The organism is Spiroplasma endosymbiont of Sarcophaga carnaria, from assembly GCF_964019595.1.
Taxonomy (GTDB): Bacteria; Bacillota_I; Bacilli_A; order Mycoplasmatales; family Mycoplasmataceae; genus Spiroplasma; species Spiroplasma poulsonii.
Genome location: NZ_OZ026456.1, coordinates 856,338 through 879,737, shown reverse-complemented (window position 1 = coordinate 879,737; position 23,400 = coordinate 856,338). Strand labels below are relative to the sequence as shown.

Sequence of the window (23,400 nt, the reverse complement as noted above, 5' to 3'; positions counted from 1 at the left end):
TTTAACTCTCCTTTTATTATTTAACAAAATTACTATTATTATTATAATAATAGTCAATATATTCATTAACAAGCGTTTTTAACTCAAATATTGTATTTATTTGTGTAGCTCGTGTTTTATAACTTGTTGCCTCTGGTTTTCCTTTAAAATAAAATGCTAAATTATTTCTCATTTCACTAGCAGCAACACGTTCTACTTTTAAATTTAATAATAATTCCGCATAACGGAAAATGATGCTTTGTCATTCATCTAACGATGGTTGTTCAATTTTTTCACCGGTATCAAGAAAATGTTGAATTTGTTTAAATATCCAAGGATTCCCCTGTGCACCACGAGCAAGCATAACGGCATCACAACCCGTTTCATCTAACATTCGTTTAGCATCTTCACAACTAAAAACATCACCATTTACAATCACTGGAATACTAACATTCTCTTTTACTTTTTTAATTCAACTTCAATCAGCTTTTCCTGAATAAAACTGATTACGTGTTCGAGCATGGACTGCAATTGCTTTTGCTCCCGCTTGTTCACAATATTTTGCAATTTCCACACAATTGATATTTTCTTCATCTCAACCAATACGAATTTTAACAGTTACTGGTTTCCTAACATTTTCAACAACTGCTTTAACAACTTCATAAACACGCTGTGGATGTTTTAATAAAAATGAACCCGCTTGTGATTTAATTGCAATTTTGGGTGCTGGGCAACCCATATTAATATCAATAATATCACAATCACTGTTTTGATCAACATATTTAGCTGCTTCAACAAATGTTTCAACATCAGTCCCAAAAATTTGCATTGAGATTGGGTGTTCTAATTTATTTACCTTAATCATTTGCAAAGTTCGTTCATTTCGTTGCAAAATTGCTTTATCACTAACCATCTCAGCATAAACTAATCCCGCTCCTAACTCATGACAAATAATCCGAAATGCCTCATTGGTAATTCCTGCCATTGGTGCTAAGAAAACTTGCCCTTTAATATCAATATTCCCTATTTTCATCTTTTTAGTTCCTTCTTTAATTAATAGTCATTAAGTAAATATTAATAAAAAATGATTATAAATTCAATAAATTACCTTTATTTTTAATATTAATTTAAACAGCATTAAAAATAACTTTAATAATACTATTATTAAAGTTATTTTGATTGTTTTTTAATTATGACAAAGTAATTTTAATTAGTAATTTCTGTTACACGGCGTTTTTTAATTGAGTTCATTGCAGTAAATCATAAAGTCAATAAAATGATAGTAATAATAGCTAAAGCGATTAATGGTCCTTTAATATCAATTGGAATATTTAAAACAATTTTAAAGAGATTGTAGATTAAAATCCCAAGGCCTTGCCAAATTAAGATTGAAACAACTCAAGCAACAATAAAGGTAATAATAACCCCGATCACATAACTACCCATAACAACAAAGTTAATTTTGCCATTATTATATCCAATTGCTTTCATTGTTAAAATAATTGGAATTAATTCATCAATAATAACCATCACAACAACTACTAACAAGATTAAAATAATTAACGCAACTAATGGTTCAAACATTAACATTGAACTGTTCATTTTTGTTAACATATCATCAACTGAAGTTCGAAGAATGTTTAACGGTAACATTCCAAAATCTTTTCCTGTTGATCCTGTTCCTGCCATTCCACTAATTAGAGTTGCGGTTACTGTTTTTGTATCAATATTAAGTAAGGCATCTCAAATTGATTGATTATGACTAGCAGAAATTACTAAATTATTCCCAATGAATTTTAAATTTTTAATTGATTCTGCCATGTTTTTTAAATCAATTTTACCCTCATACATTTTTTGTTGTGAATACAAGCCATTGTAAATATTTGCTTCTGGTTGTTTTGGATCAATTGTATTTGCAACAAACAAATTATGCATAACATTATCATAACTAGTATAAATGTCATCAGTAACCGTATTATTTTTAATAATCCCAATAATCTCAACTTCAACACTAGTTTTATTTGGTGTCTATGTTTTTACTTTGAAAGTATCACCAATTTTATAATTAGCATTCCGTGCTAATTTATAAGAAATTAATCCTTTAATTTTATTTGGTGTATTTGTTGGATTAAAAATTTCATCGATTTGTTGTTGCGAAATTCCTTCTCAATTCAATGCATTATTATAGTATCCTCCAATATTACCATTGTTATTGATTCCTTTAATTGTCATTCCCGGTTCATCAAGATTACTATCTAAAATAACTGGAAGCGAATAGAAAGTTGTTTCTTGATTGGGGTTATATAAGAAGTCATTAAAAGTTACAACTGAATTAGCATTATCATCCATCATAATTGCATTTAACATTAAGCTCATTAAATTTGGATAAATACTTGGATCAAATTTATTTTGATAAAAAGTATTATTCGTACTCATTAGAATGAAAATTGTTTTTAAATCTTTTAGATACAAATATTGATTATCCCCGCTTTGATCTTGAACTTTATATTTTTGTAGTAAAGCAATATATTGTTGTCCTGCCGTTGGTGAAGTTGGATCAATTTTATTAAAGGCGTTATGAAAGGTTGTGGCAGTCTGATTAGTTTTTGTAATATCACTAAGATTATGATAAGACTTAAACTTAAAATCATATTGTTGATAATCTTGATCGCTAATAGTCAATTGTCCGTTTGCTTGTCCATTCCCGTTAATTCGGGGAAAATTATTAAATGTTAAAGTATGATCTAATTTACTATTTAACATATTAAACATCCCACTGGTAATTGATTTGGCAATATTTGTTGTTCCTAACATTAAGATTAACAATAATGATGAAAAGAAAAATAAAATAATTGTTAAAGTAAATTTACCTTTATTTCGAGAAGTAAAAGCAAGTTGTAAACGCCAAGTAAATGCTTTGCCATGTTTTGATAATGACCGTGATATTAAACCAGCACGAACAGCCTTATTACTTTTTGCAACATTATTTACTAATGATAGAATTGGTTCTTTAATATATAAAAATGTTGTAATATATGAAGCAATCGTAAAGAAAACAGGAACAACTATAAAAATTATTGTCATAAATCCTCATCCTGCATAAACCTTATCATAACTAATCGTTACCATTGTTTCAAATTGTCCATACATGTAAATTTGCAATGGAATTGAAAGTAAATATCCAAAAATTAAACCACCCATAATTGTTATTAATGTTTTAACAGTGAAAATTCACACCAACTCACTAGTACGATATCCTAGTGCTTTAAAAATCCCTAATTGTTTTCTTGTTTTGTTCATTTCTTTTTTCATAACAAAACTAATAAAAATAAATGCTAAAACAATCATTCCAATTCCTAATAAGGTATAAATTGTTGTTGTTACTTTCATTGAACTGATCTTTGAAATTGGTCCTAATGAATTATATGCCATTAGAACACCACTACTTGCTAAATAAACCTTTAATTTTGTCGAAAACTCTTGATGAAATAAAAAAAATCATCAATATGACAATTTGAAAACTAATTTTGTGTAAGATTATGATTTTGCTTTAAATTTTTTAAACGTTAAAATATAATACCGTTGATTGTTGGTTTGGTGTTAAACCTTTGTGTTGGTATTTTCATTTTCAGAGCTTTAAATAATTTTGAATATTAGTGAAACCCAAACCATGATAATGAATTAAGGCTTCTTTAAGACTGGATTGTAATTTACTAATCTTATTTAACTTTTGATAACTAGTATCAGGGTTTGTACTAGTTTTGGTGGAATATAGAGTAGAATTTGTTTGTTTTGCTACTAATAAATATAGTGGTTGCATATCAGAAATAATTATTGATTTTTCTTTAATTAGTTGCTTATTCATATTTTCAATAATCCATTGTTTTTGTAATCTTTTGGTATTGGTGGATTGAACAAAAATATTATTATTGCTATCAACTGCCATTTGAATACAGCATTTGGTATCAGTTGAAAATGGATCGAGATGAGTTTTTCGTTTATCAAATTTATCTTTAAAATTGCCTTTATGAATTTCTTTAATAAATGTTTCATCCATTTGGATTTGACCATTTAATTTTTTAAATTTTAACTGTGTATTTTCTAATTGTTTTGATTGCATTAATTTTTGTCGATTATATCAAGCGGTTTTTGGGGTTGTTTTAATAAAACGAGAAATTATTTTACTAGATTGTCCTAACAATGAAATTTGAATTAATAAATTTCACTGTTCATAATTTAAATGACTTCAATAAGTAAAATGATGACGAAATGCATCAAAACTAGCACGACATTTTTTACATAAATATTTTTGTTTTCCTTCGGAATTATGACCATTTTTAACACAATGAAAAGATTTGCAATTAGGACATATAATGCCTTTATCTCTAAATTTTTGATCAATTTCATTTAAACGTTTTTGTTTTTTAATTAAGTCTGCTTGTTGTTTTATTTTTTCATAAAATTCTAAAAATTGATCATCTGTTAAGCTATTTATTAATTCTGTAATTATTTTTTTCATCATTTATTTACCTCTATATATTAAAAATATACCTAATTTTAGGTATATTTTATAAATATCAAGAGTTTTCGACAAAATTAAAGACTATTATTAAAAATTAAATAGTATTTTTCAGTGTGTCAATTTTTATTATTTTATATATTTAACATTGTTAATAACATTGTTTATTAAACATTAAATAAACAATATATAGCATTATGTATAACATTGTTAATAATCAGTGTTTTTATCAATAAGTAAACAATATATAAACATTAAATATAACATTGTTTATTAAATAAATATTTAGTTAGGAGTTGATAAAATTGAGTAATTTTGTTAAGAAAAATCAAAATATAGAAAATTATTTTATTCGTAAAGAGTTGATAGTTTTTGAAACAGAAAAAGCAATTTTTATAAATTTACCTAATCATAATCGTCATATTGGTTTTTGGTTGAGTAATAAATTTATTTATCTGAGTGAAAAACACTCAGAACAAGTAGCAATCGGTTTGATTTATGATAATTCTTATCCTATTGTAAAATATGATGAAAATTTAAAACGTCATGTGTGAAAATATTTAACTGGAGCAGAACTAATCAATTTGTATAATCAATACAAATAAAATTATTTTACACAAATGAAAAAAGCAATATTTCCTGGTGAACCTCAAAAAGTAAAAACAACTAACAATAATTTAACAAATTGAAGTGATGAAAAAGTAGATAAATTAATTAATGACTTGAAGGACTTAAATTAATGGGTTTATATGATTATTGAGTTCAATTTGTTAGTTATATTATTGGTTCAAATGCTCATGAATTTTTATATGTCATATCATTTGTATTATTTATCGTTTTATTTTTGGGGATGTTTTTTAAACTTATTCAGAAAATGTGGAGTTTTTAAATATGCAAAATGATTGAGAAAAATTAAAAGAGTTTTTTATTTATGTATTTTTGTTTATAGATAAAACTAATGTTGAAATTATTACAACTTGAAATTTAAATCAAAATGAATATTTAACTCTTATGATTGGTATTTGAATTGTGATTTTATTTTTAACGTGGTTTTTATTGTGAATGGTTTTTAAAATAGTTGGGTATTTTAAGTAATGAAAAAATTTATATTTTTCTTAAAAAATTATTGTTATATTGGTGGTTCAATGATTTTGTTTAGTTTAATTGATTTATTACTTTGAATAATTTCATTAAATTATACCGGTTTAGTATTTTGATTATTGTTTGCTTTGCAATGTGTTTATTTTGTCTGATGAGTTTGAAAAAACATATTTTATCAGTTGAGTGCTTTTCGTTTAGTTAATTTTGTTTGAGATAATCCGTTATCAGTAATTATTGGTAAGTTAGGGACGGGAAAAACTTTACTTTTAAATTATTTATCACAAACTATGAAACTATTAACAGATAAGATTTATAGTAATTATCCGTTAGAAGATGATAAAGTTAAAGTTTTAACATTTAAAAATTTAGATTTTACAGATAGAACAAAACCAGTTCCCCCAGATGATAGTGTTATTTTATTTGATGAAAGTTATTTATATATTGATGGAACTAGTCCCCACGATGAGAAAAAAGTTCGTAGTGGTAAAATTCCGTGAATTGTATTAGCAAGACATTTTGGTAATCGTGCTTTATTTACTGCTCAGCGTGAGGGTATGATTTGAAATAATATTCGACAATTAGCAAGTGGTATTATTATTCCAATTTCATTGAAAAAACCTATTGCTAAAAAGGATTTAATTTTTTTAATCGTTTCTTTATTATGCGAATTGGTATTTTTCAAGATATTACAGATTATGAAATTTGAAAAACAAAATCAGTAGAACGAACAGCCGAAGGTAAACGAGCAAAACATAAGTCGGATGTTGGGTTAGGAATTCGGTTTTTTAAAATAATTATTCCATTAGAATTTGCACAGAAATATGATAGTAAATGATTAAAGTTTGTTCGTGATTTAAAAAATGATGAAATAGTTAATTATAAAGAATATTATTGGTCAGAAATTACTAAATTAAGTGTTAAAGAGCGTTTAGCATTGTTTGATATTGATATTTTGAAAAAAAATTTAAAACCTAAAAAAGAAAAAGGAAGTGATAAAGATGATTAATTTATTATCAGAAAGTAATAATTGAGATAAGATTTTTAGTTTGATTTTTGATGTATTTTTGTTTATTTTTGATGTAATTTGAAATACTAAATTACCAATGACAAATACAACTATTGCTTATTTTATTATCTTTTTTATGGTTGTTAAGTTATCAATTTATGCTATCCACGGAACAAGAACACAATATAATGAATTAGGTTCAACTGTTAAAAACAATACATCAAAATTGTATGCTTCAACAGTACGTGGTGTTAAAAAAGCACATAAGGCTAATAAAAATGGTCGGTGAAAGGAAACAGATTAATGATTAGATTAGTTTTATTAGTTGCTGCAATTGCTATTTTTGGTACTAGTTTTATTACGGTGATTATAAATCAATTAACATCAGCAAAAAATATCATTATGGATTTATATAACTCAGATACTTTTTTACTTTCTTTGTTTGGTAAAATGGCAATTTTGTTTAGTCATCCATTAATGTTAACAATATCAAGTTTATATATTGTTGGGTTTATTGTTTCAAAAACATTGTATAGTTGGGGGTTGAATTATAAATATGAAAAAATCATTATCTTTATTTGCCATATCTATTTTAGGTATTTTAGGTTTAATTATTCCATTTATTACTTTAACAGCATTTAAACCCTTAAATCAGCAGAATTATACTGTTAATTAACAAACAATGGGAATGAATGAAACTGATTTTATTAATACAATGTTTTTACGCAGTAGTTTTTTTGAAAACTGGTCTGAAACAAATTACTTTATTAATCCAACTCTAAAAACATCACAAACATTAACTTATAATGATAAATGATATTTAGACTTTTTAAAGGATAGTTATTCAACGGGAATTTCATTTGATAAGCCTAGTGATGAGTTTATGGATTTATATAAAAATTGAGATACTTATGCTAAACAATATAATATTGATAAATTCTATGATGTTGATAAAAAACAATTTTTAAAAGAATTAACTAATTTTTCTTATTCTTTTGCTAAGTATTTTAATACTGTGGAAGTTATTAATAAATTAGAAAGAGGTATTGATAATTTACAATTAGTTAAAATGATTAATGAGTTTTGAATACAAATTCCTAGAACACAGGCACCTAATAAAGAATTTTTAACTGCTACTAATAAATGATATTTTTATGGAGAAAAAAGAAATGGTCAATATTTGCTTACAAAATTTTATTTTGATAATAATTTTATTAAAAATCAAAACACTTGATGACAACACTTAAAAAATGATTCAGATTTTATTTGAAACTATAATTTAGTATATCGTTGAGATGGAAACGGTGAACCAGAATTACCAGTTGTTGATAATGATGGCAAATTAAAATTATATACTGAATATTATCAAAATGTTCGTTCTTTTTTGCTTAAATATATTGATGTTATTGTACAAGAAAATATCCGAATTCAGCAAGGTGGTAATCCAAACTATGATGACCCAAATTTGGGTAGTGAAAGAATAATTTTTGATTTTGAAATTATTAATAATATGGAAAAATTAGATTGAAAACCTGATGTTATTTTAACTAGAAAATCAATTTATCGGATGATTTTAACAATTGATGAAAATAAAAATATTATTGCTGGTAGTTTAGAATTAACACATTTTAAACAATATTGGGATGGTAATAATGCAAATAGTTATTGGTATACTGATGATTTAGGTTTTTTATTTTCTTTAATAAAAGAAAAAGAAGATACTTTTAATTTTAGTGCTGAAACTTATAATTATTATCAAGGTAATTCTCCTAATATTGGTAAAATGGTTTTTGAACAGATGAAAGGTCAAATTGATATTAATAAATTTTTAAAAGCCTTTTTTACCCATGCTTTGGTACCTGTATTTCAAAATCGCAGTAATTTTATTGAAAGTGGTTATATTGATAATTTACAGTATGATACTGTTTTAATTAATTTTTTTGGTTTAAAATTGATTAATTTTAGAGATGTTTTAATTGATGAAACTAATACTAATAAAAATCAATTTGAAAAACTATTAAATAGTATGTTTACGGTTTCCCAAAATTTTTATAAAGATTATTTACGTACCATTTTTGATTTAGAAAATGATACTTATGTACAAGGATATAATAAAAAATATGGTTTATTAGCAAATAATGGTTTTAAAATTTATCCTCGTTATTTTTATTTTTCTGATAAATACAATCAATTAGACATTAAATTGTATTCAGCATTTAAAAATCGTTTTTATAATACTAATTATGGTAATGTATTTAATTATGATTTTTCAGTTGCAAATAATTATAATATTAATCAAAATGAAGGTTATATTTTTGAAGGTGCTTTAAAAGATAAATACGGTTTAAAATACAAAAAAATTGAAGAACAAAAAATCGGTTATAATGTTTTTGAATTACAAGCCCAAAAAGAAAATGATATGTACCGTTATTATGATTTTAATTTTGGAATTTATAACTGACAAGAAATAAATAATGGCGGGTTGTTTCCTGATGGACAATGATGACAAGCCCAATATGAAAGTTGTAGTTGATATAATTTAGCGTGTCATATAAAAAATGCTGCAATTTGAATTGTAAATAATATTCCCGGTGTTAAACAAGTAAACGAATTAGCAAGCGGTGTTGGTAAAATATTTCAAACAATATATAGTTTTTTTAGTCAAACATTTGAGGTATGAAAATTTAGTCCAGCATTATATAATACAATAACAAATATATTCCTATTAATTATCTTTATGAAGTTTGTTCGATTAATTTAAAAAAGGACTTGTTAGTCCTTTTATTCTTTTCAATCAATTATTAGTCCTGTGTCTTTATTAATTTCTGGTATTTGTGGTTCATTGTTTTTATTTCAACGATATACTAAATTATAGTTTCAAATAAAATCTGAATCATTTTTTAAGTGTTGTCATCAAGTGTTTTGATTATTAATAAAATTATTATCAAAATAAAATTTTGTCGTTATATAATTATTTTCATATTTATTCTTTAATTTTGTCGAAAACTCTTGATGAAATAAAAAAAATCATCAATATGACAATTTGAAAACTAATTTTGTGTAAGATTATGATTTTGCTTTAAATTTTTTAAACGTTAAAATATAATACCGTTGATTGTTGGTTTGGTGTTAAACCTTTGTGTTGGTATTTTCATTTTCAGAGCTTTAAATAATTTTGAATATTAGTGAAACCCAAACCATGATAATGAATTAAGGCTTCTTTAAGACTGGATTGTAATTTACTAATCTTATTTAACTTTTGATAACTAGTATCAGGGTTTGTACTAGTTTTGGTGGAATATAGAGTAGAATTTGTTTGTTTTGCTACTAATAAATATAGTGGTTGCATATCAGAAATAATTATTGATTTTTCTTTAATTAGTTGCTTATTCATATTTTCAATAATCCATTGTTTTTGTAATCTTTTGGTATTGGTGGATTGAACAAAAATATTATTATTGCTATCAACTGCCATTTGAATACAGCATTTGGTATCAGTTGAAAATGGATCGAGATGAGTTTTTCGTTTATCAAATTTATCTTTAAAATTGCCTTTATGAATTTCTTTAATAAATGTTTCATCCATTTGGATTTGACCATTTAATTTTTTAAATTTTAACTGTGTATTTTCTAATTGTTTTGATTGCATTAATTTTTGTCGATTATATCAAGCGGTTTTTGGGGTTGTTTTAATAAAACGAGAAATTATTTTACTAGATTGTCCTAACAATGAAATTTGAATTAATAAATTTCACTGTTCATAATTTAAATGACTTCAATAAGTAAAATGATGACGAAATGCATCAAAACTAGCACGACATTTTTTACATAAATATTTTTGTTTTCCTTCGGAATTATGACCATTTTTAACACAATGAAAAGATTTGCAATTAGGACATATAATGCCTTTATCTCTAAATTTTTGATCAATTTCATTTAAACGTTTTTGTTTTTTAATTAAGTCTGCTTGTTGTTTTATTTTTTCATAAAATTCTAAAAATTGATCATCTGTTAAGCTATTTATTAATTCTGTAATTATTTTTTTCATCATTTATTTACCTCTATATATTAAAAATATACCTAATTTTAGGTATATTTTATAAATATCAAGAGTTTTCGACAAAATTAAAGTATTTATTTATATAAAAATATCATTTATTAGTAGCAGTTAAAAATTCTTTATTAGGCGCCTGTGTTCTAGGAATATTAGTTCATTTGCTATTTTCTGGTAGTTGTTGTGGTTATGGTGTAGGTTTATTACCCCCCCCGTTTTCATTATTATTTGGTTTTTCACAACTAATTAATGTTGTTGTACTTGTTGCTGTTAATCCGATTACTCCTAAAATACTTAGTAACTTTTTCATATTTTACTTCTCCTTTATTAAAATTACTTGAATGCTATAATTGATTTTATCATATATCAATAATGTATTAAATAATTTTAATATTAAATTTATAAATTAATGAAAGGTATATAAATGTTATGTATAGTCATTTAAGTTTTATCGATAAGGTTAAATTGGAAAAATTATTATTATCAAAATTATTTTTAAAAAAGAATGGTGAAATAAATATTTCACAAATTGCTAAATGTTTGAACAGAAATCGTAGTACTATTTTGCGAGAAATTAAGCGTTTTAAAACTATTGATGAATATAGTGCTTATAAGTCAGATAAAATGTATTATGAGAAAAGAAAAAAGAATAATAAAAGATATAAGTTTACAGAAGAACAATTAAATTTTATTAATATAAGATTTAATGTTTATCGTGATTCTCCATCACAACTTATTCATCGTTATTTTCTAAAGTTTGGTATTAAATTTCCTGTTTGTGTTAAAACATTGTATAAATGAATTCGTTTGGGTTTTTATGTTTTTTTAAAACAGAATTTACGTCATCGTGGTAAAAAATATAAAACAAAAGGAAAATTTGATAATCGTGGTAAATTAATTAATTTTAAATCAATATGAGATATTGAGAATAAAGAGACTGATGTTGGTTGATTTGAAATGGATACCATAGTTGGAAAAGAGCATCAATCTAGTAATTTGGTTTTAGTTGAACAAAATAGTAAAAGTTATTTTGTTATGAAATTAAAAAATCATACTGCTAATGAAGTTGTGGAAAAGTTTAAAGATATTGTTATAAGTAATAATTTATTTGGGAAAATTAAAGGAATAATAACTGATAGAGGAAAAGAATTTAGTAAATGAAGAGAATTAGAAATATTTGCTGAAACACAAGTTTATTTTTGTGACCCTGGTAAACCACAACAAAAACCATTAATTGAATATATGAATTCTGAACTTAGACAATGATTTCCTAAGGGAACTGATTTTAATAATGTTAGTCAACAAAAAATAAATTGAGTAGTTAATGTTATAAATGATAAATTAAGGCCTGTTCTTAATTGAAAAACAGCAAAAGAGGTATTTTCAGATAATTTTAAATAGGTTTATTTGAAGTAATTTAATAAATTATTTTTTAGTGTGCTTAATTTTCCTTAAAATAAAATAAAAACTATAAATATTTTGATTTTTAAAAATTTATAATTGATTTTTTATGATTTTTATTGTATTATTTGACTAATAAGATTTGTTGCACTTCATTTTACATAATTCCTTTTTTTTAGCAGATAATCCAAGAATACCAAGACTACCAATTCCACCAGCACCAGCTAATACAAGTAAAGCAATCATTAATGTTTCATTCATTTTATTTAATTCCTTTCTTATCCTTACTCAAACAGTGGCCATCCATTTTTTCAGAACAAAATAATTTATAAATTAAACTATATAACCACCCAAAAATATCAACCACCCCTAATATAGTCTATTTTATTCCTTACTATTTAATATTTCTTTTGCTGTTTCTATTACTGTTTTTTGTTCTTTTTCTTCTGATTTATTTTGCTTATTTTTTAACTCTTCTTGTTGTTTTTTAATAAATTCACTTTGCATATTTTTAAATATTTCTTCTGTTATACCATCTAAATTATTTCATTGTTTTGCTATTCGTGGTTGAATAACACTAGAATTAATCCGACAATCTAAACAATGTCTTAAATGGTCTTTTTTTCATTTTGATTTATCAATTCAAATAATAATTAAAGAAATTATTAAAGTAATTAAAGGTAAAATTGTAAATACTAATCCCAGTTTAGAAACTTTTAATCGTGGAATATCAATTTTCATATCTACTTTTGGTTTACTACTAGCAACAAATATACCTTGAATTCCATGTGTAAATAAGGGTGTTAATAATATTGAAATTCCATTACCTCAATATTGACCATAATTATATCAATTAATATTATCTTTTATTGCATTAATCATACCATATTCTAATCAACAATTTAATGCTAAAAATATCAATGTATAAAAACTAACTACTCAACTACGAATTTTATATTTTCTTTCTCATTCTCTAATATCTTTATGAGTTCAATTATAAGTTGGAATAGGATCTTTTTTAAATCAATTTCAAGGTAAAGCACCCTTTAATAAAGTTGTTTTATCTTGTCTCATAATTAATTCACCAATTTTCTTTCAATATATATACTATTTAATTCAACTGCTCCTGCATTATTTGCTAATTGAACTTTTCCACTTAAATCAATCACTGCAGTTATTCCTTGGTCTATAATGAAATATCCCGCAGCACAATTAACAGTATAATTAATATTTGTTTTTATATAACAAGATGGATATAAATTGGGTGCTACTCATAATTGATATATATATTTTGATTTATCAAAATTTTTAATTTGATATTCAGTTGCTGGTTTAAAATCACTAGTATCAACAAATTCTCAATCATTACCAACACTAATAGAAATATCACCATTACCTAATAATGAATTACCATTAATAGTTTTAATATTTTCACCACTTATTAATTTATCTTGTTTAAGAATAATATCTTGTGATGTTTTTACAATATACTGACCATTTTCTTTAACAATATAATTTTTATTTAAATCACTATCTTTAATAACATCAGATGGAACATCACCACCTTGTTTTGCTTTTCAAACATTATTTTCATAATAAATTGTATCATTGTCAAATGGAACTATTAATTTAATATAATCGTTATAATCAATTTTAGAAAAGTCATTAATAATTGGATAAGTAATATTTATTGAATTATCAGTTTGTAATCGTTCTTTTAATCAAAATAATAATGTTGGATAAAAAGTTTTTTTACTAATATGTTTATATTCTTCTTCTCATGGATGAGCATAATTATCTAAACTATAATTATAAGGTCTAGGTACTGTTTTACTAGATATAATATCAATTATTTCACCTGCTAATTTTAAAGCATTTTTAACATCACGAGTAATATTTTCATTTGCTTCTGGGTCATTAGTTTGTGAATATGCTACACCACCTTGTGAAAATGAAGCACTACCAGTTAAATCATTAACTCCTTTTGGTAAATATCAATTTATAACTGCTAATAAACAAGCAGATTGAATATAACTTAATCATTTATCATATTCAATTAAACCAGTATTATCTTTTTTTACTCAGGGAAATAAATCTTTTTTATTTATTTTATCGGAAATTGTTCCACCTGATAATCTATCCATTCATAAACTAGTTTTTAAAATAGCATTATAAATTAAATTATCATTATAAGCAGATTGTTTTCTATCATTAATAGGTTGTCAAAGTTTACTTGCTTTAACATCTTCAACTGTTATAAATAACAAATTACTTAAATTATTTTCCATATAAAACACCCCTTAATTGATTACGATATTTATTTTTTAAATTATTTGGTTTATAACTATTAACCTTTCTTTTGGTTTTATTAATTGCTTTAATAGATTTATTAACCTGATAAAATTTATTTTTAACTGGTGTTTTATATAAATTCTTAATATTTTTAACATCAGCAATTCGCTCTTTATATCATTTTTTATTATTAATTTCACCAGCAAAATTAAAATTAAAATGTCCAATCTTTAAATTATTAATAAACTTTTTAATTTGTTGTAATTTTTGAACTGTTGGTAATGTTAATTTAGTAGTTCCTTTGGGATATTTTTCTTTTAATGTTTGTGGTAATCGTTTTTTAATATAATTTCTTAAATGACTAGGTAATCATTTTCTTAATCAATAACGCCAAAATAAAGTCCCAGCATTAGATACAGCATTACTTAATAATTTTCAAATTTCAACTGGAACACCAGGATAAACATATGGACCATAAAATTTTGGATGTTTTGCTGTTTTTGTATATATTAAAATAGTTAAATTACCTGTTAAAGTTAACTTATTTGTAATATTAAACATACCACTATCAAGTCAACTACTATTTAAAGGCTTTCAATTAGTATTTAGATAATTTTCATTTTTAAATTGTTCTCTATTTTGAATATTATTATCTTTTTCTAATTGACTTAATATTTGTTGTATTTCTTTTTTATGACCTTTTTTAATTAAATCTAAATAAGTAAAGGGATTTAATCATTGATAAATATCTTCAACTTTACTTGTAATTTTATTATATTTATCAGTAATATAATTAATTGGTTTTAATATTTTATTTTGAACTTGATTAACTCTATTAATTAAATTTACAAATTTACTTATTAAAGGTTTATTTTCTAAATTAGATACTAATAAAGTTAAAACGCGTAATATTAGTAAATTCATTGTTTATTAAGAATTTTTAATTACAACATCAATGGGGTTTGTTTGACCAGTAGCATTGTTTTTACCTTCAATTTGAACTTCAACAGTTTTGTCATTTGTAATATTAATTGGTCAGTCTTCACCTTTACTTTCAATAAAGTAATCATAATCATTTTCTGTTAAAAAATTATTTACCGCTTTTACTGATTTTAAAACAACATCTTTAAATTGTGGTTTTAATTGTTCTGCTGTTGTTTGTGTTGGGTCTGTAACGTGAATAGTTGGTTTATTTAATTTATTAATTCCACTAATATCAATTTTATTTGATGATGGAATTACATAATCAACAGGAACTCTAAATGTTTTATTAAGATTACTTTTAGCAGTATTAATTTCATCTTGGGTTGGCGCTTTTTCTAAAATAATTTTACATGTTTTTGGATATAAAATTGTTGGTGTTGCATATTGTACTTTACCAATTCATTTAGGGTTAGCCGTATCATTATCTAAAACTTGTTGAATAGTATCCATATTAATTGGATAAGCTCATACTTGTTTATTAATAATTAAACCATTTACATTAGTAAAATTATAACCTTTATCACGGTCAACTTGTCCTTTTGTATATGTTTTTTCTAAATGAAAACTTTTAGATACAGGAATACCCATTGCTGTATTTTCATATAATTCACCATTAACCATTGCTTTTAATTGGGCTTGTGAACCAATTACTTTTAAATACGCAGGTGTTAATCCTAAATAGGCTCTACGACCTAAAACCATAAACATTTTATCAGTTGGCAATCCAAAATATAAATTACTAATTTGATTTGTTAATTCAATCAAAGTTTCATTTAATGTAAAGAATGCCTTATTTGCATCATCAGCATTTTCTGCTGTATAACTACGAAATGGAATTACTTCATATTGACCATCTGCTAAACAATAATCATAAATAGCCTGAATTAATTCACATTCTAAATTAACAAATTTATTCTGTACAACACTAGAAATAGCATCAGCAATAACACCATTTTTAATATTTTGTTCTATTAATGCCAAGTCAAAAGCCTCATTCATTAATTTTAAATTAAATCTCTTATCAATCGGAACTGGAATTCTTGTTAATCCCATTGTTTGAGTTGCTCCACCATTTGGTAATGAATAATCATTTTGTCATACCACACGATGAGTTAAATTATATAATGCTTGTCCCGCATTAGATAATCAAGCAACTTGTTCAGCAGTTGCTGTTGCATATTGCATAATACTTGCATATTCATTATATAAATGTCCACGCAATAAAGCATTAACCATATCAACATACGCTTTTTGGTCTGTTGTATTACCTTCCAATGTAAAAGGTACTTGTGGCAAATTAATTGTTGCCATAATTTCACCCCCTTATTATTTAAGGTTTTTAAGTGTATAATCAGTTAATTTTTTAATTTCCTCAGGAGTATGTATATGCTCCTTTTTCTTTAATAGTTTCAATTTCATCATTTTTATTTTCAACCGAATTTTCAATCATATCTTTAATAAAATTAGTTGGTGAAATTGATTGTTGTTCTTCAACAAACAAATCAGGTTTTAATTCTTTTAAAGTTTGCATTCTTTCACTTAAAGAATTACCACTAACTTTATCTAAATTAGTTTTAATATCTTCAATTTTAGTTGATGGAATATCTTTAAATGCTTTTAATTCATCTAATTCATTAGATAATTTAATAAAGTCTTCTTTTGATATAACATCTTCGCGTTTTTGCACACTTTCTCTAATTTGCTTTGCTTCATTATTAAACTGATTTAAGATATTTTCAGCAATCTCTTCACTTAAACCTTGTTCTATTAATTGTTCTTTTGTAAGTGCCATTTTTATAAACCTCTTTTTTTTATTCTTGTCCGATTAACAAGTCAGCATAAACTCTTTTTTATGGAAAAAGATTAAACCTATAACTTGATTATAGACTATTATTTTGACAATACAATACTTTTTTATACAAAAATAATATTAATATAATTTATTACTAATTTATGCCTTAAAACGCGTAATAAAGGTATTTACAAACAATTATATTTATATATAATTAAATTATAAAAATAAGTTATGTTTCTAGTTGTAAGACAAGACTATACGGTGTTCTATTGCTTTTAATCGTAAACCAAAAGGGATTTTACTTATTTAAACCTTTAAATTAACTATTGAATGAAAACTAGATATAATAGTTATTAAGCAATATAAAAAAGAGATTTAATAATCTCTTTTTTATTTTTTATTATATAATTTAATTAATAAAAAGAGGAAGATATACATATGAAAAGATTATTAAGTATTATTGGTGCAATTACATTAGTAGGAACAAGTACAACAAGTTTAGTTGCTTGTAATACACCACATGAATATACACCTGAAGAATTAGCAAAACTAAAAGAAGAAAACAAAATAAATACAACTGATGAAACTATTAGAGATAACTTAGAATGAATAGCACCCCAAGAAAAACCTTTTGATGATAAAAACAATAAGTGATATTATATCGTATGAAAAAAACAAAATTGAGTAATAACTAAAACTTTTAAAGATTATTCAATAGAAGCAGGAAAAGAATATAATATTTATAAAGATGATAATTACGAATTAAAGTTTTTTAAATATCCAGAAAATAATGCTTCATTATATTATTACAACAATGATGTTTTTAGAGAATGGGGACAAAATGATTATAAAAATTATATTAAATCAGTTTATCGTTGAAATTTAAACACAACCGAGCCAAATTTAATAGTTGATGATAAAGGTAATATCAAACAAAGTTAATGGAGAATAAAAAAATAATGTCTAATTTTTAAACATTATTTTTTTAACTTTTATATTAAATTCTTTTTTAATAAGTTTTTTTGCTGAACCATTAAAAGAAATTCTTTTTTTATTATTGTCTCATCAATATCCTGTCATTTGTGCTTTATTAATATGATTAATTTGGTCTCAACATATATAACATTTTTCACAATTTAATGTAATTTCTGTCCTATTTTTTGCAACTACTGTTGATTTAGGAGGCGTTGAGGTTGTCGGAACTATAAAATATGAATATAACGTACTACTTAAAATAATTGCTGGTCTAGTTTTAATAAATTTATTATTAAATGTTCTTTTTTTATATCAATTCCATTTTTTAAAAATAAACTTTTATTTTTTCTTACAAAAAAATGATTATGAAAAGCATTATAATGTATTTTATGATATTTTATAACACTAAATAAACTAATTGAATTTATCATCATTAACATTAATCTTCCTATTTTATTTATAAAATTTTAATATATAAAAAACAAGCCCTCTCAAAGGAGGGTATGGCCGAAAGATAAATCAGTGGCCTGAAAATAGGGAGTAAATATTTCCTCATTAATATTTTACAAAAATTAAATTATTTATCAAGGGTTATAATATTGAATTTATTTAATATTATAATAAATTTTTTTTATTTTGTAAATAGGTAAATTTTTATCTTGGTTTAATTGTGATTTTAATAGGGTTATCACTTTTATTTATCATATTCAATACGCCCAAAGCATTTAAATCTATTGTTATATTTTTATCATTACCAAAATAATTAAAACCAGTTCCCAATAATAATTGAGCAAATAATGTTTTTGTAAATCTAATTTTTAATTTTAAATCATTTGTATAATATGCTTGTAAATATGTTTCTGTAATTTTTCCATTATCATTATTAGATAATTTTGTTATTTGAAGCAAAAAATTAATATTTCAATGATTTTGTTCAGATAAATATTTATTTGTATAATCCCCACTAGGTAAACCATTAGTAGAAGCAGTAGCAAATGTCTGAACATCATTTACTTTTATATTATCTGTATATAAATTTATTGTATTTTCAAAATTAACATTATCTTTTTGTTCTAAACCTGATTTTTGTAAAGTTATATTAGATAATAAACCACCACTAAAATTGCAACTATTAGCCCCACCTAAAAGATTAATATTTCTATCATAAATAAATCGCTCTATATCAGGTCTAAAACATCTAACTTGTAAATTATTAAGATTACTTATTTCTATTGTTTTATAAGAATTAATAAATTTATCTATACTTTGAATTGTTGGGTCAATTTGTCTTAAATCAATTTCAGTTTCACAATAACCTTCATTAAATTCATCAGAAAATAAATTAGCATAACTTTGAGAATTTATTGTTTTCTTACATTGTGCTGGTGCTGTAATTTTAGTTTTTAATGCTTGTCCTGTTTTAGCATCTCAAATATCTTTGGTATAAGGTTCATAGTTATATGGTACTGGTGGTAATACATATTGTGGGTAATTAAATGTTGGTATTTCATAGTCATGTGGTAATAAGAAACTATTTTTATAATTAGTTGTCATATCTCGTAAATAATTATTTAGTGTACTTTTTGTTTTACCTCTGAAACTTCATACTGATAATCTTAAATAATCTTCTTCATTATTTGTATATGGGTTATCTGCATAAAAGATAATTTCAAAATTACCTTTATATAATGCTTGAATTGAAAACATATCAATAATATAACTACAATTTGTTCCATCTGGTGTTTGTAAGAATTCTAAATCATTATCTTTTTCACTATCACTAACTGGTGTTTGAGCATCTATTGCTTTGGTTTTTTCATTAATTAAATAAACTCGATTAGTTTTAGGATTTAATTGTTTTAAATTATAAGTTGAATAAACTAATTCTTCGGTTGGTTTACCATCATTAGTTAAAACAGTCCCTTTAAATTTATCAGTTAATAAAGTAGTAAAACCTAAACTAGTAGCATTTGCACCAAATATAGCACTAACTTTGTCGTTTCCTTGTTCTCTAAATATTTCAAATGGTAAATAACCTTTTCCTTTTGATTTTTCAGACCAAAAAGCATCATTATAAAAACTATAAACATTAGAACTCATAAAACCATTAAGAAATTGAAAATTAGGTCAAGTTTTTTTATCTTGATTAATAACTCATCCTCATGGAATACCAAATGAAATAAAATTTGAGAATTTACCAACTCCGCATGAGATAGTAAAAAGATTAAATACTAACTTTTGCGTATAGTTTAAAGGTAATACGGTAATTTGGCGATTAATAAAATTATTCATATTTAAAATATCTCAAACATTATATGAACTCATTTTATTATATTCAAATTGAACTTGACCAACTGTATTACCAAATTCATCTTTTCTTCTAAAATAAGATGAAGCTTGTGTACTAATAATATTATCAACATTACCACTATTTACTTTTACTTTATTTGGTGGTGTTATTTTTCAACTTTTAGATCAATAAAATTCAGAATTATTATCTTATCAATATATCTTGCAAAGATTGACCCACTAGTATTGCCTGGTAAACCTCAACTCCACACTCTTGCTCTTTCAATATCTAATTGCTCTAATCTTAATTGTTCATTAACTTTATCTTGTGGTAATTCATAATTAAGTCTTCAACTAGAATAATGAATAATAATCTTCATATTTCATTTTTCGATATAATTAATTTTTTCATATTTACTACGCATTATTTCTTCATTAAAAGGTAATAATTCATTACAATAACCAACAATATATCTTTTTAAACTTTCAGGATTACATGTATTAATTGTTATTTTATTTTGATAACCACGAATAGCAAATTCTAAATCACTTAAATCTTTTTGTTGAAATTGATCACATTCTTCTCTTCAATCAATAACTAATTTATATTTATTTAAATCAGCAAAAGCTTTTAATTTTTCTTTTCGACTTGGTGAATGTAAACCTTTACAATATATTTTGCTACCATTTGATAAAGTAAAAGTAAAATTAGATAAATTAATAGTATAAGAAATATTATTTTCATCTAACATATTTCAGATATTTTGAAATACACTATCTTTTAAATCTTTACTTCAATACATACTAGCAATAATACAAATTGGTTCTTTAATTAATAAACTAATTTTTAATAATTCACCAAACATTTTAATATTTGAAATAGTTTTACCACTATATCGTGTTCCAATTTGATTAATTTCATTAACTAATTCATATTTTTTAGCAAAGGGATATTTATTACCAATACTACTATTTTGTAATAATCAATAAGGGGTTTCTAACAAATAAGTAAAATGATTAAGCATTATTATCACTTTCTTTTTTAATATCTCTAATATCAGTTTGTAAATTAAAAATTATTGGTTGTTGATTATTTAAGTTTAATTCTTTTTCAAGTTCTTTTTCTTGTAGTGAATATTTATAATTAAAGGCTCGTTGTCAATATAATTTAGCACCATCAGGTGTTTTCATCATAAAATTAATTATTTCACTTTCAATTCTATCAACTTGTTTTTCAAGCAAAGGAACTATCTTTTCGCTCCGATAAATTTCTTGTCTTCAATGACGAGAAAGGTTGAATTCATTGGTTAAATCATTCAAAGTATATGGTTTATTAGGTGATTTATTTTCTCAAAATTGCTCTATTTTACGATAAAAAGTCGCCAAACTTGCTGTTTTTGGATTAAATTCTTTCATTTTTACTCCTTTTATATGGTTAAATATAAGTAGAGAAAAACATGTACAGAAGAACTTGACACGGTTCTTTTTTTTATTATCTATATTTTACATCAAAATAAAAAAAAGTAAATTACTTTACTTTCAGTTAATTAATTTATTAAATACATTCAAATTGTAACATACTAAATAAAAATTACTATCCTTTTTTTGCATTTTTATTATTTTTGTGATAAAGTCGTAAACTAAGAAAGATGGTAAGAAAATGATAAATGTTGATAATAATTTTTTTAAGAATTTTATTAATTTATTATATATACAGAGTATTGAAATTATTCAACAAAGTTTAGAAGATTATGATAAATGAATTTTTAAAAATTATAAAATTGATGAAACTTTAAAAGAATTTAAAAATTATAAAGTAAAAGATAAAATTGAAAGAACATTAGTAATTTTAAATGGAAAAATAACTTTTAAGAGAAGAAGATATTATAAAATTAATTCAGAAACAGGTAAAGAAGAATATATTTTTCCTTTGGATAAAATTTTAGGAATTTAAAAATGACAAAGAATAGATAATTCTGTTAAAGAAAAAATATTATTATTTATTACTGAGAACAAAAGATATAAAGATATTTTAGATACTATGGAACATGTAAAAATTAGTTTAATGACAGTATCTAATATTATGAAAAATGCAAAAACTGACGAAGAATATTACTTTAATAAAAGTAATAAAAAAATAGATATTCCACACACTTTATATATTCAAATGGATGGTACTTATTTGAAAATGTTAGATTCAACAAAGCAAGGAAGAAAAAAGATAAAAAAACATACGATAGCATGTACTGTACATACTGGGTATGATGAAGAAAAATATACTGTAAAAAGACCTGTAATCGCAAATAAATTAGGTGTTTTTGAAATGGATAATATTCCAGATTATCTTAAAAAATAAGCAAATTTAAAACCAGTTCTTATAAAATTATTTTCTTTAATTGAAACTCATTTAAATATGATACCTAATATTGAAATTATGATTTTAGGTGATGGTGCTCCTTTAATTAAAAATACTAAAATTTTTATGCATCAATATTTTCCTAAAAATAAAATTCACTATACAATAGATAAATTTCATCTTACAAGTAGATTTAAAAAATTATATCCATATCAAAATAAAAATAAGGAAAATAGAGAAACATATCATAAAGCAGTGGATTATTTTTTTAATGCTAAATATGAAGAATTATTACAGTGTTTAGAAGATAGTAAATCTTTTATAAGCGATGCTAAATTAGATTTTTTAAATAAAACTATTAGATTAATTAAAAATAATAAAGAAGGCATTAGAAATCAAACATTATGAAATAATGTTGGTTGTCATATGGAAGGTGACATTTCTCATTATTGAAAAGGTACTATGATTAAAAAAGCCATTTATAGTGAAAAAATTATTAGAAATAGATTAAATGCTAGTATGATGGGGTTAAAAAATAAAATTAATTTATTTAATAGTAATAAATCATTAGAAGAAAATAAATTTAATTATTCAGTTAATAATTTTGTAAATTATTATTTACAAAAAAATTTATATTTTTATTAGTTTT

Annotated in this window: 23 protein-coding genes and 3 pseudogenes; 11 read left to right on the top strand and 15 right to left on the bottom strand. The window is 23.8% G+C overall.

Annotated elements, in window-relative coordinates:
- Positions 1 to 16: 16 nt before the first annotated feature.
- The 4 genes from dusB to AACK91_RS05090 all read right to left on the bottom strand — a co-directional run bounded on the left by dusB (position 17) and on the right by AACK91_RS05090 (position 4,501).
- Positions 17 to 1,012, bottom strand: coding sequence for a tRNA dihydrouridine synthase DusB (gene dusB / locus AACK91_RS05105; protein ID WP_338964757.1), 996 nt, complete (start codon positions 1,010 to 1,012; stop codon positions 17 to 19).
- Positions 1,013 to 1,185: 173 nt separating this feature from the next.
- The gene (locus tag AACK91_RS05100; RefSeq protein WP_338964754.1) at positions 1,186 to 1,914 is read right to left on the bottom strand and encodes an FtsX-like permease family protein; all 729 of its coding nucleotides are present in this window, start codon (positions 1,912 to 1,914) and stop codon (positions 1,186 to 1,188) included.
- 93 nt (positions 1,915 to 2,007) lie between these two features.
- A complete protein-coding gene (locus AACK91_RS05095; RefSeq protein ID WP_338964752.1) occupies positions 2,008 to 3,411 on the bottom strand; it encodes an ABC transporter permease in 1,404 nt (467 codons plus the stop codon).
- A 127-nt stretch (positions 3,412 to 3,538) separates the two neighbouring features.
- Entirely contained in the window at positions 3,539 to 4,501 is a 963-nt protein-coding gene (locus AACK91_RS05090; protein ID WP_338963247.1) for an IS1/IS1595 family N-terminal zinc-binding domain-containing protein, read from the bottom strand.
- A 302-nt stretch (positions 4,502 to 4,803) separates the two neighbouring features.
- Here AACK91_RS05090 and AACK91_RS05085 point away from each other — a divergent pair.
- The 6 genes and pseudogenes from AACK91_RS05085 to AACK91_RS05060 all read left to right on the top strand — a co-directional run bounded on the left by AACK91_RS05085 (position 4,804) and on the right by AACK91_RS05060 (position 9,366).
- Positions 4,804 to 5,238: pseudogene (locus tag AACK91_RS05085) on the top strand (DUF3627 domain-containing protein).
- Positions 5,239 to 5,389: 151 nt separating this feature from the next.
- Positions 5,390 to 5,593, top strand: coding sequence for a DUF2649 family protein (locus AACK91_RS05080; protein WP_338964616.1), 204 nt, complete (start codon positions 5,390 to 5,392; stop codon positions 5,591 to 5,593).
- Positions 5,593 to 6,605, top strand: a pseudogene (locus AACK91_RS05075) (hypothetical protein). The gene AACK91_RS05080 and the pseudogene AACK91_RS05075 overlap by 1 nt, the downstream one beginning before the upstream one ends.
- Positions 6,598 to 6,858, top strand: a pseudogene (locus AACK91_RS05070) (hypothetical protein); the annotation flags it as partial. The pseudogenes AACK91_RS05075 and AACK91_RS05070, both read left to right, overlap by 8 nt.
- 50 nt (positions 6,859 to 6,908) lie before the next feature.
- Positions 6,909 to 7,247, top strand: a complete 339-nt coding sequence (locus AACK91_RS05065) for a hypothetical protein (RefSeq protein ID WP_338964619.1) — start codon at positions 6,909 to 6,911, stop codon at positions 7,245 to 7,247.
- A 40-nt stretch (positions 7,248 to 7,287) separates the two neighbouring features.
- Complete coding sequence (locus tag AACK91_RS05060) at positions 7,288 to 9,366, top strand: spiroplasma phage ORF1-like family protein (protein WP_422397287.1); 2,079 nt, start codon at positions 7,288 to 7,290, stop codon at positions 9,364 to 9,366.
- A 20-nt stretch (positions 9,367 to 9,386) separates the two neighbouring features.
- Here the strand turns inward: AACK91_RS05060 and AACK91_RS05055 are convergent, their stop codons facing one another.
- The 3 genes from AACK91_RS05055 to AACK91_RS05045 form a co-directional block, all read right to left on the bottom strand.
- Positions 9,387 to 9,647, bottom strand: a complete 261-nt coding sequence (locus AACK91_RS05055) for a hypothetical protein (RefSeq protein WP_338964749.1) — start codon at positions 9,645 to 9,647, stop codon at positions 9,387 to 9,389.
- Positions 9,648 to 9,693: 46 nt separating this feature from the next.
- On the bottom strand, positions 9,694 to 10,656 hold the full coding sequence (locus AACK91_RS05050) for an IS1/IS1595 family N-terminal zinc-binding domain-containing protein (RefSeq protein WP_338963247.1): 963 nt from the start codon (positions 10,654 to 10,656) through the stop codon (positions 9,694 to 9,696).
- A gap of 190 nt (positions 10,657 to 10,846) precedes the next feature.
- Complete coding sequence (locus AACK91_RS05045) at positions 10,847 to 10,969, bottom strand: lipoprotein (RefSeq protein WP_338964746.1); 123 nt, start codon at positions 10,967 to 10,969, stop codon at positions 10,847 to 10,849.
- Positions 10,970 to 11,088: 119 nt separating this feature from the next.
- Here AACK91_RS05045 and AACK91_RS05040 point away from each other — a divergent pair, with 119 nt between their 5' ends.
- Complete coding sequence (locus tag AACK91_RS05040) at positions 11,089 to 12,060, top strand: IS30 family transposase (protein ID WP_338964743.1); 972 nt, start codon at positions 11,089 to 11,091, stop codon at positions 12,058 to 12,060.
- 384 nt (positions 12,061 to 12,444) lie between these two features.
- On the opposite strand, the gene AACK91_RS05035 is transcribed toward AACK91_RS05040, so the two are convergent.
- From AACK91_RS05035 to AACK91_RS05015, 5 genes are read right to left on the bottom strand one after another with little or no spacing between them, the layout of a single operon-like run.
- Positions 12,445 to 13,134, bottom strand: coding sequence for a hypothetical protein (locus AACK91_RS05035; RefSeq protein ID WP_338964740.1), 690 nt, complete (start codon positions 13,132 to 13,134; stop codon positions 12,445 to 12,447).
- A 2-nt stretch (positions 13,135 to 13,136) separates the two neighbouring features.
- Entirely contained in the window at positions 13,137 to 14,348 is a 1,212-nt protein-coding gene (locus tag AACK91_RS05030; RefSeq protein ID WP_338964737.1) for a hypothetical protein, read from the bottom strand.
- A complete protein-coding gene (locus tag AACK91_RS05025; protein WP_338964734.1) occupies positions 14,338 to 15,276 on the bottom strand; it encodes a hypothetical protein in 939 nt (312 codons plus the stop codon). Before AACK91_RS05025 ends, AACK91_RS05030 begins: the two co-directional genes overlap by 11 nt.
- A gap of 6 nt (positions 15,277 to 15,282) precedes the next feature.
- The gene (locus AACK91_RS05020; RefSeq protein WP_338964732.1) at positions 15,283 to 16,647 is read right to left on the bottom strand and encodes a hypothetical protein; all 1,365 of its coding nucleotides are present in this window, start codon (positions 16,645 to 16,647) and stop codon (positions 15,283 to 15,285) included.
- 52 nt (positions 16,648 to 16,699) lie between these two features.
- The gene (locus tag AACK91_RS05015) at positions 16,700 to 17,128 is read right to left on the bottom strand and encodes a hypothetical protein (protein ID WP_338964731.1); all 429 of its coding nucleotides are present in this window, start codon (positions 17,126 to 17,128) and stop codon (positions 16,700 to 16,702) included.
- Positions 17,129 to 17,569: 441 nt separating this feature from the next.
- Between AACK91_RS05015 and AACK91_RS05010 the strand changes: the two genes are divergently transcribed.
- Positions 17,570 to 18,073, top strand: coding sequence for a lipoprotein (locus AACK91_RS05010; protein ID WP_338964728.1), 504 nt, complete (start codon positions 17,570 to 17,572; stop codon positions 18,071 to 18,073).
- Between the two features lie 687 nt (positions 18,074 to 18,760).
- On the opposite strand, the gene AACK91_RS05005 is transcribed toward AACK91_RS05010, so the two are convergent.
- The 3 genes from AACK91_RS05005 to AACK91_RS04995 all read right to left on the bottom strand — a co-directional run bounded on the left by AACK91_RS05005 (position 18,761) and on the right by AACK91_RS04995 (position 21,811).
- Positions 18,761 to 20,431 (bottom strand): hypothetical protein, encoded by a 1,671-nt coding sequence (locus tag AACK91_RS05005; RefSeq protein WP_338964725.1) that lies wholly within the window; start codon positions 20,429 to 20,431, stop codon positions 18,761 to 18,763.
- A 131-nt stretch (positions 20,432 to 20,562) separates the two neighbouring features.
- Entirely contained in the window at positions 20,563 to 21,420 is an 858-nt protein-coding gene (locus AACK91_RS05000) for a phage terminase large subunit (RefSeq protein WP_338964722.1), read from the bottom strand.
- A complete protein-coding gene (locus tag AACK91_RS04995) occupies positions 21,413 to 21,811 on the bottom strand; it encodes a hypothetical protein (protein ID WP_338964719.1) in 399 nt (132 codons plus the stop codon). Before AACK91_RS04995 ends, AACK91_RS05000 begins: the two co-directional genes overlap by 8 nt.
- Before the next feature lie 244 nt (positions 21,812 to 22,055).
- Here AACK91_RS04995 and AACK91_RS04990 point away from each other — a divergent pair, with 244 nt between their 5' ends.
- The 3 genes from AACK91_RS04990 (at position 22,056) to AACK91_RS04980 (ending at position 23,396) form a co-directional block, all read left to right on the top strand.
- On the top strand, positions 22,056 to 22,349 hold the full coding sequence (locus AACK91_RS04990) for a hypothetical protein (protein WP_338964717.1): 294 nt from the start codon (positions 22,056 to 22,058) through the stop codon (positions 22,347 to 22,349).
- 87 nt (positions 22,350 to 22,436) lie between these two features.
- On the top strand, positions 22,437 to 22,751 hold the full coding sequence (locus AACK91_RS04985) for a hypothetical protein (RefSeq protein ID WP_338964716.1): 315 nt from the start codon (positions 22,437 to 22,439) through the stop codon (positions 22,749 to 22,751).
- Between the two features lie 78 nt (positions 22,752 to 22,829).
- A complete protein-coding gene (locus tag AACK91_RS04980; RefSeq protein ID WP_338964714.1) occupies positions 22,830 to 23,396 on the top strand; it encodes a hypothetical protein in 567 nt (188 codons plus the stop codon).
- The last annotated feature ends 4 nt before the right edge of the window (positions 23,397 to 23,400 follow it).